Source organism: Streptomyces sp. NPDC045955 (assembly GCF_056430805.1).
In genome coordinates this window covers 181,772-199,734 of the sequence record NZ_JBWKKY010000014.1, presented here as the reverse complement: position 1 = coordinate 199,734, position 17,963 = coordinate 181,772, and the positions used below count along the sequence as shown (strand labels likewise).

At 72.7% G+C, this 17,963-nt stretch carries 17 protein-coding genes and 2 pseudogenes; 10 read left to right on the top strand and 9 right to left on the bottom strand.

Translation table 11 applies throughout. The features are described from left to right. Both AC07F0_RS27840 and AC07F0_RS27835 read right to left on the bottom strand, forming a co-directional pair. Window positions 1-567 (bottom strand): maltotransferase domain-containing protein (locus AC07F0_RS27840; RefSeq protein ID WP_467372427.1); only part of this gene is annotated, 567 nt, incomplete at its 3' end. Window positions 568-868: 301 nt separating this feature from the next. Beyond that, window positions 869-1,066: pseudogene (locus AC07F0_RS27835) on the bottom strand (DUF5133 domain-containing protein); the annotation flags it as partial. A 361-nt stretch (window positions 1,067-1,427) separates the two neighbouring features. On the opposite strand from AC07F0_RS27835, the gene AC07F0_RS27830 reads away from it, so the two are divergent. Next, on the top strand, window positions 1,428-1,940 hold the full coding sequence (locus tag AC07F0_RS27830) for a pep a2 (RefSeq protein WP_478982821.1): 513 nt from the start codon (window positions 1,428-1,430) through the stop codon (window positions 1,938-1,940). Next, complete coding sequence (gene glgX / locus AC07F0_RS27825; RefSeq protein WP_478982820.1) at window positions 1,937-4,084, top strand: glycogen debranching protein GlgX; 2,148 nt, start codon at window positions 1,937-1,939, stop codon at window positions 4,082-4,084. Before AC07F0_RS27830 ends, glgX begins: the two co-directional genes overlap by 4 nt. Window position 4,085: 1 nt before the next feature. On the opposite strand, the gene AC07F0_RS27820 is transcribed toward glgX, so the two are convergent. Next, window positions 4,086-4,892 (bottom strand): VOC family protein, encoded by an 807-nt coding sequence (locus AC07F0_RS27820; protein WP_478982818.1) that lies wholly within the window; start codon window positions 4,890-4,892, stop codon window positions 4,086-4,088. Window positions 4,893-5,144: 252 nt separating this feature from the next. Between AC07F0_RS27820 and AC07F0_RS27815 the strand changes: the two genes are divergently transcribed. After that, entirely contained in the window at window positions 5,145-5,465 is a 321-nt protein-coding gene (locus AC07F0_RS27815; protein ID WP_478982817.1) for an ANTAR domain-containing protein, read from the top strand. A 34-nt stretch (window positions 5,466-5,499) separates the two neighbouring features. Here the strand turns inward: AC07F0_RS27815 and AC07F0_RS27810 are convergent, their stop codons facing one another. Beyond that, window positions 5,500-6,291: an RNA polymerase sigma factor SigF gene (locus AC07F0_RS27810; RefSeq protein WP_478982816.1), complete on the bottom strand. Its 792-nt coding sequence runs from the start codon at window positions 6,289-6,291 to the stop codon at window positions 5,500-5,502. Between the two features lie 278 nt (window positions 6,292-6,569). Between AC07F0_RS27810 and AC07F0_RS27805 the strand changes: the two are divergent. Both AC07F0_RS27805 and AC07F0_RS27800 read left to right on the top strand, forming a co-directional pair. Continuing rightward, window positions 6,570-6,967, top strand: a pseudogene (locus AC07F0_RS27805) (MarR family transcriptional regulator); the annotation flags it as partial. 291 nt (window positions 6,968-7,258) lie between these two features. Continuing rightward, window positions 7,259-7,780, top strand: a complete 522-nt coding sequence (locus tag AC07F0_RS27800; RefSeq protein ID WP_478982815.1) for a hypothetical protein — start codon at window positions 7,259-7,261, stop codon at window positions 7,778-7,780. Between the two features lie 24 nt (window positions 7,781-7,804). Here the strand turns inward: AC07F0_RS27800 and hemC are convergent, their stop codons facing one another. From hemC to ligD, 4 genes are all read right to left on the bottom strand, one after another. After that, entirely contained in the window at window positions 7,805-8,740 is a 936-nt protein-coding gene (gene hemC, locus AC07F0_RS27795; RefSeq protein ID WP_086855084.1) for a hydroxymethylbilane synthase, read from the bottom strand. Window positions 8,741-8,808: 68 nt separating this feature from the next. Then, window positions 8,809-9,831, bottom strand: a complete 1,023-nt coding sequence (locus AC07F0_RS27790; RefSeq protein ID WP_478982814.1) for a questin oxidase family protein — start codon at window positions 9,829-9,831, stop codon at window positions 8,809-8,811. Between the two features lie 100 nt (window positions 9,832-9,931). Then, window positions 9,932-10,705: an NPP1 family protein gene (locus tag AC07F0_RS27785; RefSeq protein WP_478982813.1), complete on the bottom strand. Its 774-nt coding sequence runs from the start codon at window positions 10,703-10,705 to the stop codon at window positions 9,932-9,934. 139 nt (window positions 10,706-10,844) lie between these two features. Beyond that, entirely contained in the window at window positions 10,845-11,825 is a 981-nt protein-coding gene (gene ligD / locus AC07F0_RS27780; RefSeq protein ID WP_478982812.1) for a non-homologous end-joining DNA ligase, read from the bottom strand. Window positions 11,826-12,099: 274 nt separating this feature from the next. On the opposite strand from ligD, the gene AC07F0_RS27775 reads away from it, so the two are divergent. Continuing rightward, a complete protein-coding gene (locus AC07F0_RS27775; RefSeq protein WP_478982811.1) occupies window positions 12,100-12,615 on the top strand; it encodes a MarR family winged helix-turn-helix transcriptional regulator in 516 nt (171 codons plus the stop codon). 10 nt (window positions 12,616-12,625) lie between these two features. Here the strand turns inward: AC07F0_RS27775 and AC07F0_RS27770 are convergent, their stop codons facing one another. After that, entirely contained in the window at window positions 12,626-13,783 is a 1,158-nt protein-coding gene (locus tag AC07F0_RS27770; RefSeq protein ID WP_478982835.1) for an MFS transporter, read from the bottom strand. A 90-nt stretch (window positions 13,784-13,873) separates the two neighbouring features. On the opposite strand from AC07F0_RS27770, the gene AC07F0_RS27765 reads away from it, so the two are divergent. The 4 genes from AC07F0_RS27765 (at window position 13,874) to AC07F0_RS27750 (ending at window position 17,934) form a co-directional block, all read left to right on the top strand. Further along, entirely contained in the window at window positions 13,874-14,635 is a 762-nt protein-coding gene (locus AC07F0_RS27765) for an AraC family transcriptional regulator (protein WP_478982810.1), read from the top strand. 50 nt (window positions 14,636-14,685) lie between these two features. Further along, window positions 14,686-15,066 carry a DoxX family protein gene (locus AC07F0_RS27760; protein ID WP_478982809.1) on the top strand — a complete coding sequence of 127 codons (381 nt, stop codon included), beginning with the start codon at window positions 14,686-14,688 and terminating at the stop codon, window positions 15,064-15,066. Continuing rightward, on the top strand, window positions 15,063-15,530 hold the full coding sequence (locus AC07F0_RS27755) for a peroxiredoxin (RefSeq protein ID WP_478982808.1): 468 nt from the start codon (window positions 15,063-15,065) through the stop codon (window positions 15,528-15,530). Before AC07F0_RS27760 ends, AC07F0_RS27755 begins: the two co-directional genes overlap by 4 nt. A 61-nt stretch (window positions 15,531-15,591) precedes the next feature. After that, entirely contained in the window at window positions 15,592-17,934 is a 2,343-nt protein-coding gene (locus AC07F0_RS27750; RefSeq protein WP_478982807.1) for a SpoIIE family protein phosphatase, read from the top strand. Window positions 17,935-17,963 lie beyond the last annotated feature (29 nt).

The window sequence follows — 17,963 nt, the reverse complement described above, 5'->3', positions numbered from 1 at the left end:
CAGTGGCTCGGAGGTGGTGACCAGGTCCCGCAGCGGATGGCGGGCCAGGACCTCGTCCACCTCCGGCGTCAGCGCCGCCGCCAACCGCGCCGCCGGGGGCAGCGAGTCGTCGCGCAGCGCCTCCGCGGCGTCGAGCAGCACACCGCGGCCGGCTTCCCTGGGAACGCCGGCCGCCGCCCGCTCGTACAGATCGGCGCCCTCTTCGAGGACCAGACCGGGGTCGATGCCGGCCGGCACCTTTATGCCCGCCGTGTGGCGCCAGGTGGCCACCGGGTCGCTCCAGGCCTCCACCCGGTACGTCCAGCGGCCGACGGCGTCCGCGGTGACCTCGGCGCCCCAGCGGTCGCTGCCCGGGGCCAGCTCACGCATCGGCGTCCACGGGCCGGGGCGGCCCTCCGGGTCCTTCAGGACGACATTGGCGGCGACCGCGTCGTGCCCCTCCCGGAACACGGTGGCGGTGACCTCGAACGTCTCTCCCACGACCGCCTTGGCCGGCCGGTTGCCGCTCTCCACGGCCGGCCGGACGTCCCGTACCGGGATACGGCCGATGGCCCGGGTCCTACTCATGGTCCTCACCTCCACCGTGCTCGAAAGCCGGGCCACGGGCCCGGTTCAGGGGACAAGATCTGCGGGAAGGCGGCTACCGTCCCGCGGGGGAGCGCCGCTCCGCCGCCGGCGGTCTTCGCCGGACCGCGGTGGCCGGACGGGGCCGTTCGTTCTGTTCCTGAAGACAGGTGACCTGCGGTTCCTGCGCATAGGCCACGACCTGCGGTTCATACGCGCAGGCGGTCTGCGGTTCCTGCGCATAGGCCACCTGCGGTTCCTGCGCACAGGCGACCTGGTTCTGTTCCTGCACCGAGGCGACCGGGTTCGCGCGCAGATACCGCTCGGCCGCGTCCGCCGCCTCCCGCGCGCAGCGCTTGCCCATCAGCACACAGAGCGTGTAGCCGGAGTCCTCGAACGTGGTCCGCACCGTGCGGTCGTTCGGTGCCGCGAGCATCACGCGTTCCCAGGCCCGGTAACGCCGCAACTGCCGGGCGACTTCGGCTTTGGCGGGTAGCAGCATGGCGCCGATCACCTTTCGGGCTTCGAGGGACACGGTCTCCCGACGGTCGGACGGCGGCCGTACACAGCGGCACGGACCCGTAACGGCGATCGAGTTCTTCACACATGGTGCACGGGTGACGACGCAGCGTCTTGTTGGATCCTCAACCAATGGCGGCTCAGTCGAGCGGCCCCAGGCCTCAAGGCTTGCTCACTTGGGCGCCCCAGTGCCTCAACTGTGCGCTCGTGTTGCACGAACGGGCTAGCACCCTCAGGCTGATGGTGACTCAGAAGCGATACGTGCTCACGCTCCGTGTACGGGGCTCGTCCCGCAGGACCGCGGGAGCGAGGAGGAGCTGAGCTTCGCGGTGAGGAGCCGACCGATGAAGACCGCAGTGCCCTGCTACTACCACCTCGACGTGGAAGTCAGCCCGGAACGGGTGGGACAGGTCAGCCGCATTCTGGCCGCTCACCTGAGGTTCTGGGACCTGGACAACCTGATCCAGCCCGTCTGCGGCGGTGCCGAGATGCTGCTCAAGGCCATCGACGAGCACGCCACCGACAAGAACACGTCGATCGAGATGTGGTGGAACGGCCAGCACCTGATCACCGCCATCGGGGACAACGACCGCGCCCTGCGCCCGGACCAGGAGCTGCGGGGCTGCCTGGAGCACCTCGCGGCGATGAGCGACGGCTGGGGGTGCTGCGCCACCGAGACCGGCAGCAAGGTCATCTGGTTCTCGCAGCGCGCCCGGGCCGGCGAACGCGTCCCGCTGGTGCCGACCGCGCCCGCCCCGCACCTCAGCGAGGGCCTGGACGTGCCCCGCGAGGTGCGCATCGCGCAGCTGGCCGGCCCGGCCAGTACCCGGGACGAGGCCCTGGAGGACGCCCGGTGACCCGGCGGCAGACCCGGAAAGGGGTGTCCGCGTGGAGCGGGCGCCCCTACCCGCTGGGCGCGGAGTACGACGGGGAGGGCACCAACTTCGCGCTCTTCAGCGAGGTGGCCGAACGCGTCGAGCTGGTCCTCGTCGACGACGACGGCACCCACACCCGGGTGCCGCTGACCGAGGTCGACGGCTTCGTCTGGCACGGCTACCTCCCCGGTGTCGGACCCGGCCAGCGCTACGGCTACCGCGTGCACGGGCCCTGGGCCCCGGCCGCCGGCCACCGCTGCAACCCGGCGAAGCTGCTCCTCGACCCCTACGCACGCGCGGTCGACGGGCAGATCGACAACCACCCCTCGCTCTACGAGCGGAACCCGGACGGCCCCGACCCCGCCGACAGCGCCGGACACACCATGCTCGGTGTGGTGACCGACCCGGCCTTCGACTGGGGCGACGACACCCGGCCCTGCCGGCCGTACGCCGACACGGTGATCTACGAGGCGCACGTCAAGGGCCTGACCCGCACCCACCCCGAGGTGCCCGCAGAGCTGCGTGGCACCTACGCCGGGCTCGCCCACCCCGCGGCCGTCGAGCACCTCACCTCGCTCGGCGTCACGGCGGTGGAGCTGATGCCGGTGCACCAGTTCGTCCACGACGGCGTGCTGCACGACCGCGGCCTGGCCAACTACTGGGGCTACAACACGATCGGCTTCTTCGCGCCGCACAACGGCTACGCCGCCCACGGCACCCGCGGCCAGCAGGTCGCCGAGTTCAAGTCGATGGTGAAGGCCCTGCACGCGGCCGGGCTCGAGGTGATCCTCGACGTGGTCTACAACCACACCGCCGAGGGCAACGAGAAGGGCCCCACCCTGTCCTTCCGCGGCATCGACAACTCCTCGTACTACCGCCTGGTCGACGGTGACTGGGAGCACTACTACGACACCACCGGCACCGGCAACAGCCTGCTGATGCGCCACCCCTACGTGCTCCAGCTGATCATGGACTCCCTGCGGTACTGGGTCACCGAGATGCATGTCGACGGCTTCCGCTTCGACCTCGCGGCCACCCTGGCCCGGCAGTTCCACGAGGTGGACCGGCTGTCGGCGTTCTTCGACCTGATCCAGCAGGACCCGGTGATCAGCCGCGTCAAGCTGATCGCGGAGCCGTGGGACGTCGGCGAGGGCGGCTACCAGGTGGGCAACTTCCCGCCGCTGTGGTCGGAGTGGAACGGCATGTACCGCGACGCGGTGCGCGACTTCTGGCGCGGTGAGGACCACACGCTCGGCGAGTTCGCCTCCCGGCTGACCGGTTCCTCCGACCTGTACCAGCACAGCCGTCGCCGGCCCCGCGCCAGCGTCAACTTCGTGACCGCGCACGACGGGTTCACCCTGCGGGACCTCGTCTCCTACAACGACAAGCACAACGAGGACAACGGCGAGGACAACCAGGACGGCGAGAGCACCAACCGGTCCTGGAACTGCGGCGCCGAAGGCGCCACCCGCGACCCGGCCGTCCTGCAGCTGCGCGCCCGCCAGCAGCGCAACTTCCTCGTCACGCTGCTGCTCTCCCAGGGCATCCCGATGCTCTGCCACGGCGACGAGCTCGGGCGCACCCAGCGGGGCAACAACAACGCCTACTGCCAGGACAACGAGATCTCCTGGATCGACTGGCGGCTCACCGAGGAGCAGCGCGACCTGCTGGAGTTCACCCGGTACGTCATCCGGCTGCGCACCGGGCACCCCGTGCTGCGCCGGCGCCGCTTCTTCCTCGGCGAGACCATGACCCGCGCGGACCAGCCGCTGCCCGACCTGGTGTGGCTGGCGCCGGACGCCCAGGAGATGACCGACGACGACTGGCAGCGCGGCGACGCGCACTCCGTCGGGGTCTTCCTCAACGGCGACGCCATCGCCGAACCCGACCCGCGCGGCCGCCCCGTCGTCGACGACTCGTTCCTCCTGCTGTTCAACAGTCACTGGGAGCCGGTCGACTTCCGCCTCCCGGACGCCGCCTACGGCGAACGCTGGACGGCCCTGATCGACACCGCCGCCCCGGAGGGCTCCCCCGACGAGGCGGAGCACAAGGCGGGCACGGTGCTGACGGTCGACGCACGCAGCCTGGTGCTGCTGTCGCGGCCCTCCCGCACCAAGGCCGGATGACTTACGAGCGGCCCCGGCTCGCCGTCACCGTGAACTGCGCGCCGTCGTGGTCGCGCAGCACGGCCTCGTCGCTGCCCTTGGACAGCACGCTGCCACCGTGCAGTTCCGCGGCCCGGGTGCAGGCCTCCACGTCGTCGACGCTGAAGTGGACCTGCCAGTGCGGCCGGATCGTCGGGTCGGGGGCCGCCTCCAGCGCCCCCGACTCGATCCGCGCCACCACGTCACCGCGGCTGCGCAGCACGACCTCCCCGCCCTCGTAGTGGACCTCGCAGCAGCCGGGGCTCTCCGACGCCCAGTCGAGGACCTCGCCGTAGAAGATGGCGGCGTCGAAGGCGTCCCGCGTGTGCAGCGTGATGAAGGCCGGCTGCGCGTTGCGCCAGGTCTCCCAGTCGGTGAACAGGTCACCCTCCCAGATCCCGAAGGTGGCCCCGTCCCGGTCGGCCAGCAGCGCCGCCCGCCCCGGCGGCAGCGAGATCGGCCCGACCGCGACCGTGCCCATGCGTTCCTGCACCCGCGCCACCGCGTCGTCCGCGCTCCGCACGGCGAAGTACGGCGTCCACGCGACCGCCATCTGCCACATGGTGGCCACCCCCGCGATCCCGGCCACCGGCGAGCCGTCCGCCAACGCGATCCGGAAGCGGTCGCCGAGTTTGGCCGGCCGCCATTGCCAGCCCAGCACGGCCCCGTAGAACTCCTCGGTCGCCTTGACGTCCCTGCTGGTCAGACTCACCCAGCAGGGCGCGCCGAATACGGAGTGTGATGAGACGACGTCCTTGGTGCCGGAGGGGGTGGGCATGTCGTGGTTCATGGCAGTCGCGTCCTGATCTCTTCGGCCTGGCAGCCACCGGAGGAATGACACCAGTGTCCAACCGGAACCCCCGTGGGCGCCTGCCGAGTACCCCGGCGACGGCAGCAAAACGGTGTGGCGGACCGGCCCGGACCGCCCCGGTGGCACCGGGCGGGCCGAGTGACGACGATGGAGGCGTCGGACACTGCGTCAAGGCACTCAAGCACCCCACGAGGCCATGGGGACAGCGGCGCACCGGACCCGGAGGTGACCATGCCCACGGACGGGGGCTCGGAGCGGATCTTCGCGTTGCAGGAAGAAGTCCGGCAACTGAAGGAGGCGGTCGTCTCCCACGCGGTCGTGGACCAGGCGATCGGGATGGTCGTCGTGCTCGGCCGGATCTCGCCCGACCAGGGCTGGGCCGTGCTGAAGGAGGTCTCCCAGCACACCAACATCAAACTGCGCAACGTCGCGGAACTGATCCTCGTCTGGGGGCGCACCGGTGTGATGCCCCGGGAGATACGGGCCGAGCTGGAGGACGCCCTCGACCGCGCCGGACCGACCCAGATCCCCGAAGCGCCGCCGGAGCAGTGACACTGCCCGGCGGCACCGGGGTGACGTCCGGCGGTCACCTGGCCTCGGTCAGCAGCTCCTCGCGCAGATGTGCGAAGCAACTGCTGAGCAGCCGGGAGACGTGCATCTGCGAGATGCCGAGCTGCTCCGCGATGCGGCTCTGCGTCATGCCCTTGAAGAACCGCAGGTACAGGATGATCCGCTCGCGTTCCGGCAGCGCCTCCAGGCAGGGCTTGACGGCCACGCGGTTGACGACCGTGTCGAAGGCCGGGTCCGGCCCGCCGATCGCGTCGCCGAGGGCGTAGCCGTCCGTGCCGGGCATCTCCGCCTCCAGCGACAGCGCGGAGAAGCACTCCAGCGCCTCCATGCCGGTGCGCACCTCGCTCTCGGTGAGGTGGGTGTACTCGGCGATCTCGGCGACCGTGGGGGAGCGGCCGGGGGTGGTCTGGGACAGCTCCTTGGCGGCGTGCCGCACACGGTTGCGCAGGTCCTGGACCCGGCGGGGGACGTGCAGCGTCCACATGTGGTCGCGGAAGTGGCGCTTGATCTCGCCGGTGACCGTCGGCACGGCGTAGGCCTCGAAGGCGTGGCCGCGCGCCGGGTCGTAGTGGTCGACGGCCTTGACGAGACCGAGGGCGGCCACCTGGTAGAGGTCCTCCAGGGCCTCGCCCCGGCCCCGGAAGCGGACGGCGATCCGCTCGGCCATGGGCAGCCAGGCCTCGACCAGCTCGTCGCGCAGGGCCTTGCGCTCGGGCCCCTCGGGCAGCCGCACGAGACGATCGAACGCCGCGGCGGTGTCGGGAGCGTCGTCGTGGGGGTGCGTTCTGGTGCTGCCGGCGATACGCATGGTGCGCACCTCCCTGAGCAGGTGCCGAAAGGACAGACACCGTGGGAAGCACGGGAGGACCGCACGGAGGGCACCGGGGGCCCGGGCGGCTCCCCACGGAATGTGCCTCCGGTCCGAAGCACTTCATCGCCCATTCCCGGGCAGGGAGACCACGAAACAATTCCGACAATACGCCCATTCATGGACATGGGCTTTCTCGGGAGCCGCCGCTGTTTCGGGTGCGTGTCTTGATCTCGCCCTGGGTGGATTACCTCTGTCGCAGAGCTGATCTCGGCCGCATGGAGCCGGAGACCCTCCCCGAAGAGCCGGCCGACGCGCTCGTCGGGGTCCAGCGGCTGATGCGGCGGCGCCGGCGTCGCGAGATGCCCGACCCTCGGCTGCGCGGCGCCGAGGTGGAGCTGCTGCACATGGCCGTGACGCGGCCGAGGACCTCGGTTTGGCGGCCAACTCGGTGTCGACCCTGGTCAACCAGTCGGTGCGGGCGGGCTGTCCGGTCCGCGAGACCGACCCCGCCGCCCGGCGGGCCGCCCGGCGGCTGCCCACGCCCGCCGGCGGGACACGACTGCGCCAGGGGCGCCGCCGCCGCGCCGACCTCGTACGACGTCATGTGTCGCGGCTGGACGAGGCGGACCGTCAGGCGCCGCACGCCGCGATCCCGGCCCTGCGCAAGCTGGCCGGTCCCCCCCCACCTGGCCTCCGACTTCGCGGTGCTGCTCGTGGCCGCCGCTGTCGGCGTCACCGCCGCCTCGGCGCTGCTGGGCCGTCTGGCCCGTTGATCTTCACCCGGGCAAGTGATGTGCGGCACGCCGCCGCAAGCGCTTTCTCCCCTTGGTTCCGGATAACCGCTGGGCACGGCTTGATCACCGATCAAAAAGGATGAACTGCCAGGCCACAGCGCATTCTGCTCATTTGACAGTGCGCTGAGACCACAGATAGGAAGCAGCTTCCAGAGGTCGAGAGGTGCAGCGTGTACGAGCCGAACGTGGTCGGGGACTGGCAGGAGTACGACGAGCATGCCGGTCTGCGCGTCCGCGTCCACCGTCTGGAACTGGCCGAGCCGCCCCGCGGCCGTGACGACGCCGCGGAGGGGCTGACGTATTTCAGCCTCCGCGTGACCGTCGAGAACCGCGGCAGCCGGCACCTCGGCATCCATCTCGAGGACGGCCAGATCGACGTGCGGATCGGCCCGGACGGCGAGAGTGCCTTCCTCGACTGGCGCAACTCGCAGTTCATCGAGGGCTTCGACGTCTACCCGCTGCGCCGGGTCACCGCCGTGCTGTACGCGGCCGGCGCCGAGGCGTCCCTGAGCCTCGTGGACGTCCAGGTCCAGCTGCGCGTCGAGGAGGAGTGGGCCGACCGCCGGCTGTGGTCGGGCGGCATCGGCGCGCACGAGGGGCCCGCCGGGGCCCAGCAGGGCGCGCTGCGCGACAGCCTGGCGCACCAGGTGAGCGTCTTCCTCCAGGATCAGGCGGGGGAAGGCACCGCCTGATCCGGCGTCACGGCGTCCCGCCGGTCAGTGCGGGATGCCGTCGATGATCTCGCGGGCACCCTGGCGCAGCAGGGCCACGGCGACCGAGGTGCCGAGCGTGGCCGGGTCGAGCCGGCCCGCCCACTCGTGGGCGTTCAGCCGGGTCTTGCCGTCCGGTGTGAACACACAGGCCCGCAGGGACAGTTCGCCGCTGCGGTCCACCTGCGCGAACCCGGCGATCGGGCTGTTGCAGTGCCCCTGGAGCACATGCAGGAACATGCGCTCGGCGGTGGTCTCCCGGTGGGTGTCCGGGTCGCCGAGACCGCTCACCGCGTCGATCAGATCGGCGTCGTCCTCCCGGCACTGGAGCGCCAGCACGCCCGCCCCGATGGGCGGCATCATCGTCTCGGTGGAGAGGATCTCGCTGATCACGTCCTGCCGGCCGATGCGCTCCAGGCCGGAGACCGCGAGAAGCAGCGCGTCGGCCTCTCCGGCGGCCAGCTTCGCCAGGCGCCGGTTGGCGTTGCCCCGGAACGGCACGCACTCCAGATGCGGGTGCGTGGCGGCCAGTTGGGCGACCCGGCGCACCGACGAGGTGCCGATCCGCGTCCCGGCCGGCAGCTCGTCCAGGGTGAGGCCTCCCGGGTGGATCAAGGCGTCCCGGACGTCGTCCCGCTTGAGGAACGCGGCGAACACCGTCCCCGCCGGGAGCGGCCGGTCGGCGGGCACGTCCTTCACGCAGTGCACGGCGAGATCGGCCTCACCGGCCAGCAGCGCCGCGTCGACCTCCTTGGTGAACGCGCCCTTGCCCTCGACCTTGGACAGATCACCCATCCACTTGTCGCCGGTGGTCTTCACCGGTACGACCTCGGTACGCACTCCGGGATGGGCGGCGGCCAGCTCGGCCCGGACTCGCTCCACCTGGGCGAGCGCCATGGGGGAGTCGCGGGAGACGATGCGGATCAGTTCGGGGACGGACATGACGACACGATAGACCCTCCCGGGGGTACGTCCGTGCCGTACCTCCCCCGACCGCCCTTCGGCGTACGTCAGTTCGGGACGAGGGGCTCGCTGATCTCGACCGCGCGCAGGGCCGCGGCCAGGGCCCGCTCGTCACCCACGTCGAGGGCGGTGTCGGTGAGCTTGATGACGTGTTCGTCGCCGTGGGCGAGGGCCCGCTCCAGCACCTCCTCGGCGGTGTGGCCGGGCGCGGGGACGTGGGTGAGGGGCTCGGCGTGGGCGTACATGGCGGTGACCGCCGCGGACGCGGTCCACGCCGCGTGCAGGCTCGGTGCCCACAGCTCGCGCGGCAGGGAACCGAGGGTGCGCAGCACGGCGTTGGGCGCCGTCGCCGCGTGCACCAGCATGGTCTCCTCCCCGTGGCCGTGGGTGGCGTACCGGTGGGTCGCGGCCCGGACCAGCTCGGTCAGTCGTGCCCGTGCCGTGTCCGGGTCGGTCACGTCGCCCGCCCACAGCGGCAGCCGCCGTACGGCCGCCAGCCGGTCGGGAAATCCGCCCCGGGGGCCGGCGATCGGCGGCACGGCGTCCAGGGACCGCGCCGCATCCGGCGCGGCGGGCAGTACGGCGATGCCGGACACGGGACGGTGCCGGGCCGCCCAGTAGCCCAGGCCGTGGGCGAGTTCGGCCAGTCGCGGCGCGTTCTCGCCGGCTTGAAGAGCCCGTACGGCGTGGCCGACGCGGATCACCGGATGCGTGGAACCGCCGTACAGCCCGGGCAGCAACCGTGGCCACCAGGCCGCGAGGACGTCCCGCCACGGCTGTTGCGCCAGCGCGTGGCCGAAATACCCGATCCAGTCGGCGGCCCGGCGCGGATCCCCCAGCGCCTCGCGCCAGTTGGCGTCGGTCACGGGTGCCACGGGCGTGGGGAAGTCCTCCAGCTTGGGCCGGTACAGATCCAGCCAGCGGTGCACGGCGCCCGCCTGCCCGTGCGCGGCCAGCGCCTCCACGACCATGGGGGCGTGGTTGGTGAGCCGGCCGAGCCGCTCCGGCCCCGAGGCGTGGAGCCGTTCGAGGGCTTCTTCGAGTGTCCCTGTCGTGTCGTGTGCGTCCATGAACGGGACGCTATGCGGCCGCCCCGCGCCGGCGGATCGGACGCGGGGCGGAAGCCGGACCCTGCCGGGGACCTAAGCCCCCGGCACGAGCGAGCCCGGATCAGGCGTAGGGATCGAACGCGATGCCGGAGGGCTTGGCCGACGCGAGGTGGTTCGCGAAGTTGCCGTCCTTCAGGCCGAAGTTGGCGCTGCCGAAGTCGTAGGACGTGAGCTTGTCGCGCACCCCGGCGGGGTAGCCGTTCCAGCCGACCAGCGGCGGGTACTGCCAGGTGCCCTTGTGGTTCTCCGGCGGCTCGTCGTTCGCGTTCGCGAGACGGAAGCAGTGGGTGCTCACGCCGTCCTTGTGGTAGACGATCTTCGGGTGCGTGCCGTCGAAGCGGACCTGCGACGACGCGTGCACGCTGAACGAACCGTGCGCGGACGTAGAGACGTACTTGACCTGGTTGTCCTGCACGAACACCGCGACGTGCTCGAAGTCGTGCCGGTGGCCGCCGATGCCGCTGCCCGCCACGGCCTGGTCCTTCTCGAAGTAGAGGGCGTACAGGATCGCGCACCAGCCGTTGTTGCACTTGGAGCGCGCGTAGCCGTTGGTGTTGTCCAGGTCCGAGGCGTCGCGGCAGTCGCCGTTGAGGGCGCCGGTCGGGTTGAGCCCGCCGTTGACGGTGCCGTCCGCGCCGATGGCGGGCGTGGAGTAGCAGCCGTCGGTGTCATAGTCGTAGGCGGGCTGGAACGTCTTCTCCAGCGACTCGGCGTTGGCCGGCAGCGCCCGCGGAGGGGCGGCGAAGGCCGTGGCGGGGAAGGCGAGGACGAGGGCGGCGGCGCCGGCCAGTCCGGTGAGCCATCTCCTGCGGGGGGCGAACGGGCGTGACGACACTGCGTCCTCCTCTTGGGCGCAGCCCAACGGCTGTGGGGGAAAGGGAGGTTCAGCTTCCAGGCTGAACGCGTCCATGCCAAGAGGGAGGTGTGATCTCGGAGGTGAATCGCAACCCAACAGCCAGAGTCGCGGCCCCGTTTCAGGCCATGTCGTCCGGGATGTCGGCCGCGGCCTCCTCGGGCGCGAGATCCGGCCGGAGCCGGAGCCAGGACGGCTGCCGCAGCAGGCCCTCCCGGGTGCGGGTGCTGTAGCGGACCTCGCCGACCAGCCGGGGCACGACCCAGTGCGCGCCCGGGGCGCGCGGGGCGGGGTCGAAGGGGCAGGTGTCGGTCGCGGCGGCCCGCAGCAGCCCGGCGAGTTCCGTCCGTTCGGCCTCGCTCCAGCCCGTGCCCACACTCCCGACGTAGCGCAACCGCCCCGCGGCCCGCTGCCCGACCAGCACCGCGCCGGGCAGACCGGTGAGCCGTCCCTTACCGGGCTGCCAGCCGCCGACCAGGACGTCCTCGGTGCGCATGTTGCGGATCTTGATCCAGGCCCGGGAGCGCACCCCCGGTTCGTACACCGAGTCCAGCCGCTTGCAGACCAGGCCCTCCATGCCGTGCTCGCGTGTGGCGGCCAGGGCCTCGGCGCCGTGGCCGACGATCGCGGCCGGGGTCGACCAGGAGGGTCCGGCGAGGCCGAGGTCCTCCAGCGCCGCGCGGCGGCGTGCGTAGGGCAGCCTGATCAGCGAGTGGTCCTGCAGATGCATCAGGTCGAACAGCACGAGATGGACCGGCACCTCCACTGCCCGCCGGGCCGCCCTCGCGGGCGCGTGCGCCAGGCCCATACGGGACTGCAGCAACTGGAAACTCGCCCGGCCCTGTTCGTCCAGGGCCAGGATCTCCCCGTCCAGCACGGCCGGTACGGGGCCCAAGGTTGTGCCCAGGGGCCGCAGTTCGGGATACGCGGCCGTGATGTCCTCCCCGGAGCGGGCGCGCAGCAGCACGCTGCCGTCCCCGGGGAGATAGACCACCACCCGCTGGCCGTCCTGCTTGGTCTCATAGGCCCAGCGCGCGTCCTGCGCGGCGGGCGGCAGGGTGCCGGGCGTGGCGAGCATGGGCGGGATCAGGGGCAGGTCCACGGGTGAGTTGTGGACGTCCCCGCGCCCGGTCACGCGCGTTTGCCGGGTCTTTCCCCTGAACGGCGTCGAGGTGGGCGCCGGCCTCGGCGGCGCACCGCCGCACCCGTGCACCGCCCGCCGGCCCTCGTCCTGACCGTGGGTGACTCGCTCCCCGGCAAGGAGCAGATCGGCCGATCCGCGTGGGGCGACTTCCGCCGCGCCGACGCCGAACCCTGCAGGGTGTCCGAGACCGTGAATTACTTGAGTTAGGCAACGAGATGGTAAAGTGGCCCGCATGGCCACACCACCGCTCCCCGACGTCCCCTCCCCGGAAGTGATCGAGATCGAGCGCGCGCTCACCCGCATCACGTACCTGAGCACCCGCGCCCGCCGGCACGACCGGCTGATGGCCGTGGCGGGCGTGCCGCTCGACCGTGCCGCCGTCGCGCTGCTGCGGCAGGTCGCCGACTCCGAGCCGCTGCGGCCGGGGGAGCTCGCCGCCCGGCTGGGAGTGGAGGCCTCGCACGTCACGCGCACGGTGCAGCAGTTGCAGAAGTCCGGCCACGTCACCCGCGTGCCCGACCCCGACGACCGCCGCGCCCAGCGCATCGAGCTCACCGACACCGGCCGGCAGGCCATCGCCAAGGTCCGTGAGGCCGGGGTCCGCGGCATGCAGATGGCCCTGTCCGACTGGTCCCCCGAGGAACTGCGGCAGCTCGCCACGCTCTTCCACCGCATGGTCGACGACTTCCTCGCCCACGTCGTCGACGAGGAGCCCGAGGACCGGTCCGCCCCGGTGGGCCGGGTCTGACGCCCTCGGGTCACCGTGCGGCCGGGTCGCGCGGATCCGCCCGCTCGGCGACCGCCGGTCCCGGCGGTGCGGGCTCGCGCAGCCGGCACAGCAGCAGCCGGCCCACCGCCGGCAGGGCGATGAGCGGCAGCAGCGCCGTCCGCAGGGACGCCGCGTCGGCCAGCGCCCCGAGCGCGGGTGCGGCGAGGCCGCCGACGCTCACCGTCAGCCCGAGCGTGACCCCGCCCGCGGTGCCCACCCGCCGGGGCAGACAGTCCTGGCCCAGCGTGATGTGCAGCGAGAACGGCACATACAGGCCCGCCGACGCCAGCGCGACGAACAGGTACACCATCGGCCCCGGCACCAGGACCAGACCGGCCACGGCGAGCACCGTCAGGGCGTACGACCGGCGCACCACCGCCAGCCGCCCGTACCGCTCGGCCAGGCGCCCCCCGGCCAGCGTGCCCATCGCACCACCGGCGTAGAGCACGAACAGCGCCGCCGTACCGGCCACCTCCCCGCCCCCGGTCCGCTCCCGCACGTACAGCGAGCCGAAGGCGCTCAGGCCGACGAACACGACCGAGCGGCAGACCACGGCCCCGGACAGTCGCAGGAAGGCCGGCCAGTCGTCCCGGCCCGCGCCGACGGGAGCGCCCGCCTGGGCCGCGCCGGAGGCGGCCGCGCGCACCGCCGCCGCGCACAGCGCCGCCCCCGCCACCGCCGGTACGGCCAGCAGGGGAGAGGCGCGCAGTCCGCCGATCGCCATCACGGCGAGGACCAGCAGCGGTGCCAGGGTGAAACCGGCGTTGCCGCCGAAGGAGAACCAGCCCATCGCCGTGTGCCGGCCGTGCGCGACGGCCCGCGCCACCCGGGCGGCCTCCGGATGGTAGGCGGCCACCCCGGCCCCCGACACGGCGACGACCGCCAGGGTCCACGCGTAGGAGCCGGTCACTCCGCTCAGTGCGACGCCCGCCCCGGCCGTCAGCGCGCTGACCGGCAGCAGCCACGGCATCGCCCACCGGTCGGTGAGCACCCCGAACAGCGGCTGCACCAGCGACGAGAGCAGGGAGGCGGCCAGCACGACACCGGAGGCGGCGGCGTAGGAGTAGGCGCGCTCGGCGACGAAGTACGGCACGAGAGCGGCCACGGCGCCCTGGTACACGTCCACGCATGCGTGTCCCAGGGACATCAGGGCGACGGGCCGGTTGCGGCGGGAAGCGGTCACCCGGAGATCGTCGCCGCCGGGACGCCTGGCCCGCTTCCGATAATCTGCCCGACTGTGCCGAACATCCGCCACACCCCGACGGCCCCGACCCGCGCCCAGCGGCTGGCCGCGGGCGACCGCATCGACGCGCACCGGCACGACGACCACCAGATCGTCTACGCCGGCTCCGGCGTCGTCGCCGTCACCACCGGTGCCGGCACCTGGTTCGCGCCCGGCACCCGCGCCATCTGGGTCCCGGCCGGTACCGTGTACGCCCACCGCGCCCACGGCCGGCTCGACCTGCACCTGGTCGGCCTGCCCGCCGACGACAACCCGCTGGGCCTGGACCACCCGGCCGTCCTCGCCGTCAGCCCGCTGCTGCGCGAGCTGATCCTCGCCTACACCCGCGACCCCGGCGACGACAGCCCCGAGCGGCACCGCCTGCGTGCCGTCCTGCGCGACCAGCTGCGCCTGTCGCCGCAGCAGCCGCTGCGCCTGCCCACGCCCGCCGACCCGCGCCTGGCCGCCGTCTGCGCGCTCGTGCACGCCGACCCGGCCGACGCGCGCACCCTCGCCGCCCTCGGCGCCGCGACCGGGGTGGGGGAACGCACGCTCAGCCGGCTCTTCCGCAGCGAGTTCGGCATGACGTTCCCGCAGTGGCGCACCCAGTCACGGCTCTACCACGCCCTGCGGATGCTGGCCGACGGCCTGCCCGTCACGGTCGTGGCCCACCGCTGCGGCTGGTCCTCCGCCAGTGCCTTCATCGACGTCTTCCGCCGCTCGTTCGGCTGCACCCCGGGTGCCCACCGACGGTGTCGGCAGGACCCGGCGAACTGACCTTTCTACCGTCCAGTAATATCGCGCGGCAGGCCATCAGAGGAGGAACCGTGTCCCGGTCCGAACGCTCGCCCCTGCTGCTCGCCGGCCTGCTGGCCGCCGCGGGGGTCGCCCACTTCGCCGCCCCACGCCCGTTCGACGCGACCATCCCGAGCGGCCTGCCGGGCGCGCCCAGGACCTGGACCTACGCCAGCGGAGCCGCCGAGCTCGCGCTGGCCGCGGGACTCGTGCTGCCGCGTACCCGCAAGACGGCCGCGCTGGCCACGGCGGCCTTCTTCGTCGGGGTGTTCCCCGCCAACGTGAAGATGGCGGCCGACTGGCGCCACCGCCCCGCGCCGCAGAAGGCGGCGGCCTTCGGGCGCCTGCCGCTCCAGCTGCCGCTCGTGCTCTGGGCCCGCGGCGTCGCACGGAACGCGCAGGGCCGGTCATGACCGCCCGCGTGGAGACCGGGGACACGGTCGAGGACTTCGCCCTGCCCGACGAGACCGGCACCGTCCGCAGCCTGTCCGGGCTGCTCGCCGAGGGGCCGGTCGTGCTCTTCTTCTACCCGGCCGCCCTGACCCCCGGCTGCACCGCACAGGCCTGCCACTTCCGCGATCTCGCCGCCGAGTTCGCCGCCGTCGGCGCACGCCCCGTCGGCATCAGCGGCGACACCGTCGAGCGCCAGCAGGAGTTCGCCGGACAGCACGGCCTCGGCATGCCCCTGCTGTCCGACGCCGACGGCACGGTCCGCGAGCGGTTCGGCGTGAAACGCGGCTTCTCCCTGGCCCCGACCAAGCGCACCACGTTCGTCATAGGGCAGGACCACACCGTCCTCGACGTCGTCCGCAGCGAACTGCGCATGAACGCGCACGCCGACCGGGCGCTGGCCGCCCTGCGGGCTCACCGGAGCTGACACCGTCACGAAAGCTCCGTCGCGGTTGATACAGGGCGGCAAAGGGAGAATCCTGGACGATATGGAGGACTCCTCCGCTGCCGCGATCATCGACGCCCGCGGCACCGTAACGGGGTGGAGCGAGGGTGCACGGCGACTGACCGGCTACCCCGCCGATCAGGCCGTGGGCCGGTCAATACGGGAACTGATCGCCGAGGACGTGCCGCCCGAGGCACTGTCCGCGCGATCGGGCACCGTCATGGTGCGGCACCACGACGGCTATCTGGTCGGGCTGCGCATCACGGCCTGCGCCGTGACCGGCCGGGACGGGGCACCGGACGGCTACGTCATCACCGCCGCAGCCCCCGGCGGCGCCGAGACGTCCCTGGCCGGAAGGGCCTTCCAGCAGGCGTCCATGTCGATGTCCGTGTTCGACACCGACCAGCGCTATCTGCGGCTCAACGCCGCCGCCTGCCAGGTGATGGGCGTGCCCGAGGAGACCCTGCTGGGGCGGCACTTCCCGGAGACCGTCGAGGAGGCCGAGCACAGCCGGGGCTTCAACTGGCACCTCCGCCATGTCGTCGAGACCGGCCGCCCGCTCCGCTACGAGAGCTACACGGGCGCCCCGGCCCTGAACCGGGAGCACGCCTGGGTCACCGAGATGTGGCCGCTCCGCGACCACTCCGGCGGGCTCCTGGGCACCGCTCTGGCCGCGTTCGACAGCACCGAGCAGTACTGGGCGCGGCAGCGGCTGGCCCTGCTCAACGAGGCCGCCGCGGCCATCGGCACCACCCTGGACGTGGTGCGCACGGCCGAGGAGCTGATCGGGGTCGTGGTGCCCCGGTTCGCCGACTTCGCGAGCGTGGACCTGTTCGACTGGGTCCTCGGCGCGGAGGAGTCGCCGACCGTGCCCACCGACGAGATCGTGCTGCGCCGCGTCGCCCACGGCTCCGTCACCGAGGGCACCCCGGAAGCCGCGGTCCATCTGGGAGAAGTGGACGCCTACCCCGCGTTCTCCCCCATCGCGCGGGCGATGCGTGAGGGCCGGGCGATCGTCAGCCAGGCGGGGGAGCCGTCCTTCATGCGCTGGGTCGCGGAGCGCAACACGCGCGCCCCGCAGGGCAGCCCCTACCGCCAGGGCGTCCACTCGATGATGGCGGTGCCGCTCCGGGCCCGTGGCATCACCCTCGGCGTCGCGGTCGCCGTGCGCATCCGGCAGGTGGACGACTACGCCCCCGACGACGCGGTGTTCGCCGAGGAACTCGCCAGCCGCGCCGCGGTCTGCGTCGACAACGCCCGCCGCTTCGCCCGCGAACGCACCACGGCGCTGGCCCTCCAGCACAGCCTGCTGCCGAAGGGACTGCCCGGCCAGGCCGCCGTCCAGGTCGCCCACCGCTATCTGCCCTCCGGCTCGGCGGCCGGCATCGGCGGCGACTGGTTCGACGTGATCCCGCTGTCCGGCAGCCGGGTCGCGCTCGTCGTCGGGGACGTCGTGGGCCACGGCATCCCCTCCACGGCGACCATGGGCCGGCTGGTCACGGCCGTCCGCACCCTCGCCGACGTGGACCTGCCGCCGGACGAACTCCTCACCCACCTCGACGACCTGGTCACCCATCTCGCGTCGGACGACGTCGGCGACGAGGTCGCCGAACTCGGTGCGACCTGCCTCTACGCCGTCTACGACCCCGTCACGCGCCGGCTGAACCTGGCCGCCGCCGGGCACCCCGCCCCCGCCCTGGTCCTGCCCGACGGGTCCGCGCGGCTGATTCCCATGAGCGCGGGGCCCCCGCTGGGCGTCGGGGGGCTGCCGTTCGAGGCGACGGAGCTCCAGCTGCCCGAGGGCTCCGTCGTCGCCCTCTACACCGACGGGCTCATCGAGGGCCGCGACCGGGACGTCGACCACACCACGGACGAGCTGTGCCGTGCCCTGACGGTGCCCGCCGACTCGCTCGACGCCCTGTGCGACACCGTGCTGAAGGCCGTACTGCCGGAGGAGCCCGGCGACGACGTGGCCCTGCTGCTGGCCCGCACCCGCGCGCTGGGCGCGGACCAGGTCGCCACCTGGGACGTGACGCCCGACCCCGCGCAGGTGGCCGCCACCCGCCAGGCCGCCACCGAGCAGCTCACCGCGTGGGGGCTGGACGAGACGGCGTTCGTCACCGAACTCGTCGTCAGCGAACTGGTCACCAACGCCATCCGGTACGGCGCCGCGCCCATCCAGCTCCGGCTGATCCGCGACCAGACCCTCATCTGTGAGGTGTCCGACGGCAGTTCGACCTCCCCACACCTGCGGCGGGCCCACCAGGACGACGAGGGCGGCCGCGGACTGCTGCTGGTCGCCCAGCTCACCCAGCGCTGGGGCAGCCGGCAGACCACCCGGGGCAAGACCATCTGGTGCGAACAGCCGCTCACGCCACTGTTCTGACGGGACGGCCCACGCGCCGGCGCGCCCCG